Raw genomic sequence first — 9,964 nt, forward strand, 5'->3', positions numbered from 1 at the left:
ACCTGCCCAATAAACACATAATCATTACCGTCTTTAGCCCAAATGCTGCCTTGCTGTGCCATTAAGGTATTACCATAAAGCTTTTCAGAGCGCATATTGCGTGCAGTCTGTTCGCTAATAGGAGCAATCCATTCTCCAACTGCCATTGTAATTAATACGAGCGGTAATGCTGTTTTCATAACCGCAAGGGCAATTTTGAAACGACTAAAGCCTGACGTTTCCATCACAATTAGTTCACTGCGTGATGCCAATAAGCCTAAACCAATTAAAGCCCCCAATAATGCTGCCATAGGAAAGAAAACTTCTAAGTCTTTTGGCGCCATTAAAAAGGTATAAACACCAACAGAAAACGCATCATAATCAACTTTTATTTTTCGAAGTTGATCTATAAAACGAATAATACCCGACAGACTAATCAGCAGAAAAAGGCTAACACCAATGGTACTTAAAATAGTTTTACCAATATAACGATCTAAAATCGAAAACACACTTTTCTCCTTAAGATGCCGAATATTTCAAGCGAAGTTTACGCATAAATAGATTATCCCAACAATTTAAAATGAGTGCCAATACAAAATATCCTAAATTTAACGTATAAAACCACAATTCAGGATCTAATCGGCCTTTCCCTGCATTAGCCTTAATTGAACTAGCTGACAGAAAATAAACCAAATAAAGCAGTAACGCTGGAAAAACTTGAGCTAGGCGCCCTTGGCGTGGGTTAGATACGCTCAGAGGAATAACTAAAAATGCCATCAAAGGCACCGAAATAATCAATGTTATTCGCCAATAAAATTCTGCATTGGCTTTAGGGGTATTAAGATTTGTAAGTTCAGACAATCCCAACTGTTGAACATTGGTTTTATCGACCTCTTCAGTAATATTGAGTTCTTTGGGTTTAATGATACCTAAATAATTATGAAAGTTTGAGATCCGAAAATCTTTTAATTGCGCTGTACCTTCATAACGGTTGGCATTTTCAAGCTTAATGATTTGATTGCCTTCATCATCATGGCCTGTTTTACCCTTATTGGCAAGAATGATCGATGGTCGTTGATTAGCTTTGGGATTGATTTGCGCAATAAATACGTTTTCTAGGTTATTATTATCAACATTACCAATATAAATCACTGAATTACCATCTGGCGTTTGTTGAAATTGCCCCGCTAATAACCCCGCTAAACTCGGGTTTATTTTCGCATTTGCAAGTAGCTGATCTTGCTTAACGTTAGACCAAGGACCAAACCAAAGTGCATTCAGCGCTGTCAATATGCAGGTTAGAATGCAGAGAAAAAGCACCACTTGATAAGTTAAATTCTTTTTAATGCCACAAGCATACATAGCGACCATTTCACTGTCAGAATAAAGTCGCCCAAAGACCACAAGTACGCCTAAAAAAAGACTTAGCGGTAAAATAAGATCAGCCATATTTGACACGCCCAAAACTAATAATGGCATAATTAATTCTCGGGGAATCGAACCATCAATAGCGCTTGACAGAATTCTGATTAATTTTTGAGAAAAGAAAATCAGCAATAAAATAAATAGAATTGCTCCTTGGGTTTTCAATGTCTCTTTAACTAAATATCGACGAATTATCACAACTTACCTATATATGTTGGCATAAAATCTGACTATTATAATCTGATTTGAGCGCTTTTAGTTATCTTTTTGTTGCTATCCAATAACGAAGCGATAGAATATTCATTATCTTTATCAATTCATAAACGAGAAACACCATGGAATTTCAAATAAAAAACAGTGCTATTATCACCAAGCAAAAAGCAGAGTGTTTAGTTATTTCAATTGCTTCAGGAAAAAATCAGTCCGATTTTGTTAAAGATATTGACAACTCAACCCATGGTTTAGTTAGCCAACTCATTAAATCGGGTGACATAAGCAGTGAATTGGGTAGAACTACGTTACTCTATGCCAACAGCAACAATTTAAAACAAAAATTGTTATTTGTCGGTTGTGATAAAGCCAAAAATTTTGATTTGTCACAAGCCAAAAAGGTGGTTCAAGCAGTCATAAAAGAAGTCCTTGCCAAAAAAATCAAAAATATTGCATGGGATTTGTTAACAATTAATGAAGCCAATAGTGCTCAAATCGCTAAACAATTACCGCAAATTGTTAGCGATATTACTTATCAATTTGGTGAATTTAAAACGACTAAAGCGCCTGTACCAAGTTTAACTAATGTGACATTATTCACTCACAACGAAAATGAGTTACCACAGTTAGCTAGTAATTTGTTACAAGGTCAAATTATTGCTGATGCGATTGTCACAACAAAAAACATTGCCAATATGCCATCAAACGTTTGTAACGCAAAATACTTAGCCGATCAAGGTAAACAACTCGGCAAATTACACTCGTCATTAAAGGTCTCCTGCCTTGGTGAAGATGAGTTGGCAAAATTAAGCATGAATGCTTATTTAGCCGTCGGGCGTGGTTCAGAAAATGAATCAATTATGACCATTATTGAATATACAGGAGCAAAAGACAAACAAGCCAAACCTTATGTATTAGTCGGCAAAGGGCTTACTTTTGATTCTGGTGGCATATCTCTCAAACCATCGGCAGGTATGGATGAAATGAAATATGATATGTGTGGTGCAGCGACGGTATATGGCGTTATGCAAGCTGTAGCTGAATTAAAATTGCCAATTAATGTCGTAGGTATTATGGCAGGTTGCGAAAATATGCCAGATGGCAACAGTTATCGACCTGGTGATATATTAACGACAATGTCTGGTACCACTGTTGAAGTAATTAACACCGATGCTGAAGGTCGTTTAGTGTTATGTGATGCTTTAACTTATGTTGAACGTTATAATCCAAAAGCGGTTATTGATATTGCTACTTTAACGGGAGCTTGTATTGTTGCATTGGGGCATCACTATACAGGCGTAATGGGCAATAATGATCAATTGATAGCACAACTTGTTTCCGCTTCTCAAAAAGCAGGTGACAAAGCATGGGCATTACCGATTGATAATGACTTCCAAGAACAAATTAAATCTACATGTGCCGATATTGTAAATGCAGGTGGTCGAGATGGGGGCACTATTACTGCTGCGTGCTTTTTATCACGCTTTACCGAAAAATATCAATGGGCGCATTTAGATATTGCCGGCACAGCATGGAGCTCAGGTGCAAAAAAAGGTGCAACAGGGCGCCCTGTTGCGATGTTGATTCAATACTTACTAGACCAATAAATTGAGCGTTGATCTAATGAAAAAAGTCATCTTCTACTTACTTGAAAATCAAACACAAGCCGACGAATCGGGCATTTTGTTTTTTGAGAAGTTAGCATGTCAAAAAATTGTTGAAGCATGGCACGCGAATCAGCGCGTGCAAGTTGCTTGTCAAGATCAGGCTCAGGCCGAACGAATCGATGAATACCTTTGGCAACTCGAAACGGATAATTTTGTTCCTCATAATTTGGCTGGAGAAGGGATGAAAGGCGGATCGCCGGTTGAAATTAGTTGGCCACAAAAACGGAGTAGCGCAAGCCGTCAGTTGCTGATTAATTTACAAGAGCAGTTTCCCGAATTTGCTGGTGTCTATCGTGATATTATCGATTTTGTGCCAACCGATGAGCGACTAAAGTCGCTCGCAAGGGTTAGGTATAAGTTATATAAAGAGGCTGGTTTTAATCTTAAAACGATTCCGATAATTTGTGACTAAAAAAGTATCTTATTAATTTATTTTTGTTTTTTGTTATCAATAAAAACCTCAATAAAATCAATGTCTTTTCTGGCGGTTTTTTGATGGCGATTAACAAGATACCGAACAATCGACAATCGTTTTAAACTTGTTTTATCAATTCATTAAAATGAATCACCATAACGAATTTAAATCGTTTATAAAAAGTTTTTTGCAAATTTCATCTGGTTTTTCTTTTGTTAAGCAAGGCGGTATGTTCTATTTTTTTAGTGTCACGCTCATTTCAATACTTAATAATAACTACCGGCAACTAGTGCAATGTTATATCGCTAGTTAACCTAAAAATAGATAAAACCCATCATTAATCTAAACGCCTTTTATGTCATAAAAGCGGGTATTAGTCAAAGTTAACAGCGTTAACTATTGTTGATGCTATTTGTTTAAGGCCGGAAATATACTAGCAATTGAGAAAAATTCGCAAATTGAATAAAAATATTAGGCGAAATGATTTTTACCGAAAATAATGACCACCGAAGTAAATAGTGCTTGAAAATGAAAAAGAGCACCTTGTGTAACCATTTTTATTATTGTCCGTTTAAAGACTATTTTGCCAGTTTATGGTATGATTAGCGCCAAATTCAATGGCAATAATGCGTTATGGTGATTATGAGTTATCAAGTTCTGGCACGCAAATGGCGACCAAAATCATTTTTCGAAGTTGTTGGGCAGCAACATGTCCTTAAAATTCTGTCTAATGCGCTTTCACTTGGACGTGTCCATCACGCTTATTTGTTTTCTGGTACTCGTGGTGTAGGTAAAACGTCGATTGCCCGTTTATTGGCTAAGGGTTTGAACTGCGAAACGGGTATAACAGCCACTCCTTGTGGTGTATGTGATAATTGTCGTGATATTGAGCTAGGTCGATTTGTTGACCTTTTGGAAATTGATGCCGCATCACGTACTAAAGTTGAAGATACACGTGAAATACTTGATAATATCCAATATTTGCCAACAAAAGGTCGATTTAAAGTTTATTTGATTGACGAAGTGCATATGTTGTCGCGCAGTAGTTTTAATGCGCTACTAAAAACCTTAGAAGAGCCTCCTGAGCATGTTAAGTTTTTATTAGCGACCACCGATCCGCAAAAATTACCCATTACGATATTATCGCGCTGTTTGCATTTACATTTAAATGTGCTTGATACGGCTTTAATTAGCCAACAACTTGAGCATATTTTACAATTAGAACAAATCAGTAGTGATCCCAAAGCGATTGGCTTATTAGCAAAAGCAGCTAACGGCAGTATGCGTGATGCTTTGAGTTTGACTGATCAAGCGATTGCTCTTGGCAATGGTATCATTGATGCAAAATCAGTGGCAATAATGCTTGGCACACTTGATAAATCGATTCCATTTGCTCTTGTTGAGGCAATGCATAATGGTAATGGCAATGCCTTAATGCAACAGATTGAAGCGGCAGCTATGCAAGGTGCAAATTGGGATCATTTATTAGCTGAAACAATTACACTGTTGCACCAAATTGCTTTATTGCAAGTAGTACCAACGGCACTTGGTGATTATACTGATAATGAAGAGCGCATCCGTTTTTTAGCACAATCTATGGCGCCAAATGATGTACAACTTTTTTATCAAATTCTATTGATGGGGCGTAAAGAACTAAGTTTTGCACCTGATAAAAAAATTGGCGTGGAAATGAGCTTTTTACGTGCTTTAGCTTTTATACCAAAGTCGGTTGATGCTGTTACACCATCAGTAATGCTACGAACTGCGAGTAATACGCAGCAACCAGAGTCAACCCAAGCACAACCTAAGAGTAATCAACAATCGCAAACACAACAACCTAAAAATAATGTTGAGCAGGTTACATCTCAACAACGTTCGTCACATGCAGTAACAAGTTCGAGTTTACCACCAAAGTTACAAACCGAAGAACAAAAAAAGAACGATTCAATGGCAGATGTTGTTCCTTTAAAAGCGGAACCAACTGCTGATGTAAAAACGAAAACGGTTGATTTAGCGATTCCTGATGATGCTCCGTCGATGACTAAAAGCATTTTAGAAATGCGTATGCAGCTAATCAAAGAGGAACAAAATTCAAAAAAGTCTGAATCGGTTGATGTAAATCAACCTAAAAAACGAGTAGTTAATGAGCCACTGACGCGAATTAAACAGAATATTCAGCAACCAGTAAATGAGGTTAGCGCAGATCCCCATAATACGGATCACGATGATAGTAAAGAAGAAATCACTGCTGAAAATTATCAATGGCAAGCTAGTGGTTTAATTGCTATGAAGGAAGAATTGGTTATTGATACTAAGGCCTTTCGTGAATCGCTTAACGGCGACAAAACCCCCGAAATGACCCAAAAACTGATTACAGAAATGGCGCAAAAAAATGCTTGGTGTGCCGAAATTGAGCAATTGAATTTGCCACCGTTGCTTAAACAAATTGTGGTTAATGCCGTTTTTCAACAAGTGGATGATAATACTATTGTGTTACGTGTGCGCTCGGCAGTTAAGCATTTAATTAATTCGGCAAATAACGTAGCTAAAGTGCAAAAGGCGCTTTGTGAACAACGTAAGCAAGAACTTGATGTAAAAATCATTATTGATGACAATCAATATGATAAAACACCATTGGAAATGCGCGAAGCATTGTATCAACAAAAATTAGCACAAGCTAAAATAATCATTGCTGAAGATCCCAAAGTGGCAACAATTTGCCGATATTTTGACGCTAAGATTGATGAGACAAGTGTTCGTCCTGTATAATACAGCGATATTTTTTTAACGAGGAATAATTATGTTTTCAGGTGGAAAAGGTGGCTTGGGCAATTTAATGAAACAAGCCCAACAAATGCAAGCAAAAATGCAACAAGCGCAAGAAGAGATCGCCAAATTGGAAGTTACTGGCGAGTCTGGTGCCGGCTTAGTCAAAGTTACGATTAATGGTGCACACAGTTGTAAGCGTGTTGAAATTGATCCATCACTTATGGCTGATGATGATAAAGAAATGTTAGAAGATCTTATTGCTGCTGCTTATAATGATGCAGCGCGTCGTTTAGATACAGCACAGAAAGAACGTATGGCGCAAGTTACTGGCGGCATGCAATTACCGCCAGGTTTTAAAATGCCATTCTAAGATAACGCATTAATTTTGCGATTTATGTTGCCGACATAGTCAACAAATGTCGGCAATATTATTTTATTGCCTGTCTATTTATACAGTTTTTCTTTATTATTTTTTTGCTATCGGGTAAACTACGCTTAATTATTTGCTGATTTATTACGCTTTATTATTAAGGATATATTGTGATTGGTCGTTTACGAGGCACTATTATTGAAAAACAACCCCCAAAAGTACTGATTGAAGTTGGCGGTGTCGGTTATGATGTATTTATGCCGATGACCTGTTTTTATGAATTACCCGAAAATGGGCAAGAAGTTATTGTGTTAACCCATTTTGTAGTTCGTGAAGATGCTCAAGTATTGTATGGCTTTAATCAAGATCAAGAGCGTGAGCTATTTCGTGAGCTAATAAAAGTCAATGGAGTAGGACCTAAATTAGCGTTAGCCATTTTATCAGGTATGTCCGCAGGGCAATTTATTAGCGCTGTTGAGCAAGGTGAAATTAAAACCTTAGTAAAACTACCCGGTGTAGGTAACAAAACAGCTGAACGGTTAATTGTGGAAATGAAAGATCGTATTAAACGGTTTGGAGAACAATCATCAAGCGCTAGCACCGCTATTGAAACAAATAGTGTTCAAAAATCGGCTAATCAAATTGAAAGCGAGGCGGTTTCAGCTCTAATTGCACTTGGTTATAAACCGCAAGAAGCCAGTCGTATCATTAATAAAGTCATTAACCCAGATATGGATTGTGAAACACTGATTCGTGAAGCCTTAAAATCGGCATTGTAAATAGGGATTTATTATGATTGAAGCGGATCGTTTGATCGCCCCACAAGTACAAAAAGAAGAAGAATCGTTAGATCGTGCTATTCGCCCCAAATATTTGGACGAATACATCGGCCAACCACAAGTGCGCGAACAAATGAAGATTTTTATTCAAGCAGCTAAACAACGTAGTGATGCGCTCGATCATGTGCTTATATTTGGTCCGCCTGGGCTTGGTAAAACCACGTTAGCTAACATTGTAGCGAACGAAATGAATGTTAATTTACGTACTACATCTGGTCCTGTTTTAGAAAAAGCGGGCGATTTAGCCGCTATGCTAACCAATTTAGAGCCTAACGATGTATTGTTTATTGATGAAATTCATCGCCTATCACCTGTAGTTGAAGAAATTTTATACCCAGCGATGGAAGATTACCAACTAGATATTATGATTGGCGAAGGGCCTGCGGCACGTTCGATCAAAATTGATCTTCCTCCCTTTACATTAATTGGTGCAACAACGCGAGCTGGTTCGTTGACTTCGCCACTGAGAGATCGCTTTGGTATTGTACAACGTCTTGAATTTTATCGTGTTGAGGATTTGGAATATATTGTTAGTCGCAGTGCCAAATTTTTAGGCATGGATCTGTCAGATGAAGGGGCTTATTTGATTGCCAAACGTTCACGTGGTACTCCTCGAATTGCTAATCGCCTTTTGCGTCGTGTGCGCGATTATGCTGATGTAAAGTCCAAAGGTGTTATCGATAAAAAAATCGCTACCCAAGCACTGGATATGCTTGATGTTGATAACGAAGGTTTTGATTATATGGATCGCAAATTATTGCTTACTATTATCGAAAAATTTATGGGTGGGCCTGTTGGCTTAGATAATATTGCGGCGGCAATTGGCGAAGAGCGCGAAACGATCGAAGACGTGCTTGAACCGTTTTTAATCCAACAAGGTTATATCCAAAGAACCCCTCGTGGCAGAATTGCAACGCCACATGCGTACCGCCATTTTGGCATTATTCAGGATAATTAGCCCAGTGTGTCAATAAATGTATATTAGCAAAAAGCACAATGATTTGATGATTTGCGCTTTTTATTACGGATATTTTATTGCGATTTCAGCTTAACCAAGTTCTTTTTCGGTAAAAATACCACTAAATAAGTCAGTACTTAAATAGCGTTCGCCAGAAGAAGGCAAAATGACAACAATGGTTTTATTTGCATTTTCAGGTAATTTAGCTAAACGATCGGCTGCAAAAACCGCAGCACCAGACGATATGCCTGCTAAAATGCCTTCTTTTTCCATTAATATACGAGCGGTATCAATAGCATCTTCGTTAGAAACTTTTTCGACCAAATCGATTAAACTTAAATCTAGATTTTCAGGAATAAAACCAGCCCCAATACCCTGAATTTTATGCGGTCCTGGCTTGATTGATTCACCTGCTAGCGCCTGAGTAATTACGGGTGAATTAGTTGGCTCAACGGCGACTGCAGTAATATTTTTACCTTGCGTTTTTTTGATATAACGTGTTACACCAGTGAACGTACCACCAGTTCCAATACCAGCAACAAACACATCGATTTGACCATCGGTATCATTCCAAATTTCAGGACCAGTGGTTTTTTCGTGAATTTCAGGGTTAGCTGGGTTACTAAATTGTTGAAGCATGATATTTTTTTGTGGATTACTGGCAACAATTTCTTCGGCTTTATCAATGGCACCTTTCATACCTTTTGATGCTTCAGTCAATACTAAGTTGGCACCTAAAGCTTTTAACAGCTTTCTGCGTTCAATACTCATGCTTTCAGGCATAGTTAATGTTAGCTTATAACCACGAGCTGCAGCGACAGCCGCAAGTGCAATACCCGTATTACCGCTGGTCGGCTCAATTAATTCAACATCTGAAGTTAATAAACCACGCTTTTCCGCATCCCAAATCATATTCGATGCAATACGACACTTCACGCTAAAACTTGGATTACGTGATTCGGCTTTGGCTAAAATATTACCATGACCAAAGTGTTTTAAACGAACAAGTGGGGTATGACCAATAGTTTGCGAATTATCATCAAATATTTTGCTCATTATCATTTCCTTATTTAGTCACAGTCAGATAGGCGACAGCCATCTGTCTGGTTACTTAATCATATTCGCTATTATAAATCTATCTTAAAAAGATGGTACTAATTAATTAGTATAATGATATTCATTTAAGCTATAAGCAGGAAAATGGCTTTTTATCAAAAAGCTAAAAGCATATTTTGGTGCGAATAAAGGTTTAATAAAAATTCGATGCCAAAATAAAACTTTAATAAAATCAATAGGTTTTCTGAATGATTTTTATGTGTAAAATGAACTGAT

General features: G+C 37.5%; 9 protein-coding genes. 6 read left to right on the forward strand and 3 right to left on the reverse strand.

Going from position 1 to position 9,964, the window contains the following annotated elements; all coding sequences use genetic code 11:
* Together A9G30_RS08375 and lptF are read right to left on the reverse strand one after the other, a co-directional pair.
* Nucleotides 1–488, reverse strand: a 488-nt coding sequence (locus A9G30_RS08375; protein ID WP_141672047.1) for an LptF/LptG family permease, incomplete at its 3' end; no start/stop codon positions are given.
* 10 nt (nucleotides 489–498) lie between these two features.
* On the reverse strand, nucleotides 499–1,602 hold the full coding sequence (gene lptF, locus A9G30_RS08380; protein ID WP_065588653.1) for an LPS export ABC transporter permease LptF: 1,104 nt from the start codon (nucleotides 1,600–1,602) through the stop codon (nucleotides 499–501).
* A 137-nt stretch (nucleotides 1,603–1,739) separates the two neighbouring features.
* On the opposite strand from lptF, the gene A9G30_RS08385 reads away from it, so the two are divergent.
* The 6 genes from A9G30_RS08385 (at nucleotide 1,740) to ruvB (ending at nucleotide 8,632) form a co-directional block, all read left to right on the forward strand.
* Nucleotides 1,740–3,221, forward strand: coding sequence for a leucyl aminopeptidase (locus A9G30_RS08385; RefSeq protein ID WP_065588654.1), 1,482 nt, complete (start codon nucleotides 1,740–1,742; stop codon nucleotides 3,219–3,221).
* Between the two features lie 16 nt (nucleotides 3,222–3,237).
* Entirely contained in the window at nucleotides 3,238–3,693 is a 456-nt protein-coding gene (locus A9G30_RS08390; RefSeq protein ID WP_065580560.1) for a DNA polymerase III subunit chi, read from the forward strand.
* A 645-nt stretch (nucleotides 3,694–4,338) separates the two neighbouring features.
* Complete coding sequence (dnaX, locus tag A9G30_RS08395; RefSeq protein ID WP_065588655.1) at nucleotides 4,339–6,465, forward strand: DNA polymerase III subunit gamma/tau; 2,127 nt, start codon at nucleotides 4,339–4,341, stop codon at nucleotides 6,463–6,465.
* 31 nt (nucleotides 6,466–6,496) lie between these two features.
* Nucleotides 6,497–6,835 carry a YbaB/EbfC family nucleoid-associated protein gene (locus tag A9G30_RS08400; protein WP_065567582.1) on the forward strand — a complete coding sequence of 113 codons (339 nt, stop codon included), beginning with the start codon at nucleotides 6,497–6,499 and terminating at the stop codon, nucleotides 6,833–6,835.
* A 170-nt stretch (nucleotides 6,836–7,005) separates the two neighbouring features.
* Nucleotides 7,006–7,614 (forward strand): Holliday junction branch migration protein RuvA, encoded by a 609-nt coding sequence (gene ruvA / locus A9G30_RS08405; protein ID WP_065588656.1) that lies wholly within the window; start codon nucleotides 7,006–7,008, stop codon nucleotides 7,612–7,614.
* 13 nt (nucleotides 7,615–7,627) lie between these two features.
* Nucleotides 7,628–8,632 (forward strand): Holliday junction branch migration DNA helicase RuvB, encoded by a 1,005-nt coding sequence (gene ruvB / locus A9G30_RS08410; protein ID WP_065567580.1) that lies wholly within the window; start codon nucleotides 7,628–7,630, stop codon nucleotides 8,630–8,632.
* Nucleotides 8,633–8,722: 90 nt separating this feature from the next.
* Here the strand turns inward: ruvB and cysK are convergent, their stop codons facing one another.
* A complete protein-coding gene (cysK, locus tag A9G30_RS08415; protein ID WP_065588657.1) occupies nucleotides 8,723–9,688 on the reverse strand; it encodes a cysteine synthase A in 966 nt (321 codons plus the stop codon).
* Nucleotides 9,689–9,964: the final 276 nt, after the last annotated feature.

The sequence above is a fragment of the Gilliamella sp. Fer4-1 genome, assembly GCF_001690515.1.
In the GTDB taxonomy this organism is placed as follows: domain Bacteria; phylum Pseudomonadota; class Gammaproteobacteria; order Enterobacterales; family Orbaceae; genus Gilliamella; species Gilliamella apicola_C.

Bases quoted from the DNA above. Each gene is read 5' to 3' on its own strand.
- A9G30_RS08385 (WP_065588654.1), top strand. From the start codon at position 1,740: ATGGAATTTCAAATAAAAAACAGTGCTATTATCACCAAGCAAAAAGCA.
- cysK (WP_065588657.1), bottom strand. From the start codon at position 9,688: ATGAGCAAAATATTTGATGATAATTCGCAAACTATTGGTCATACCCCA.
- A9G30_RS08390 (WP_065580560.1), top strand. From the start codon at position 3,238: ATGAAAAAAGTCATCTTCTACTTACTTGAAAATCAAACACAAGCCGAC.
- A9G30_RS08400 (WP_065567582.1), top strand. From the start codon at position 6,497: ATGTTTTCAGGTGGAAAAGGTGGCTTGGGCAATTTAATGAAACAAGCC.
- dnaX (WP_065588655.1), top strand. From the start codon at position 4,339: ATGAGTTATCAAGTTCTGGCACGCAAATGGCGACCAAAATCATTTTTC.
- ruvB (WP_065567580.1), top strand. From the start codon at position 7,628: ATGATTGAAGCGGATCGTTTGATCGCCCCACAAGTACAAAAAGAAGAA.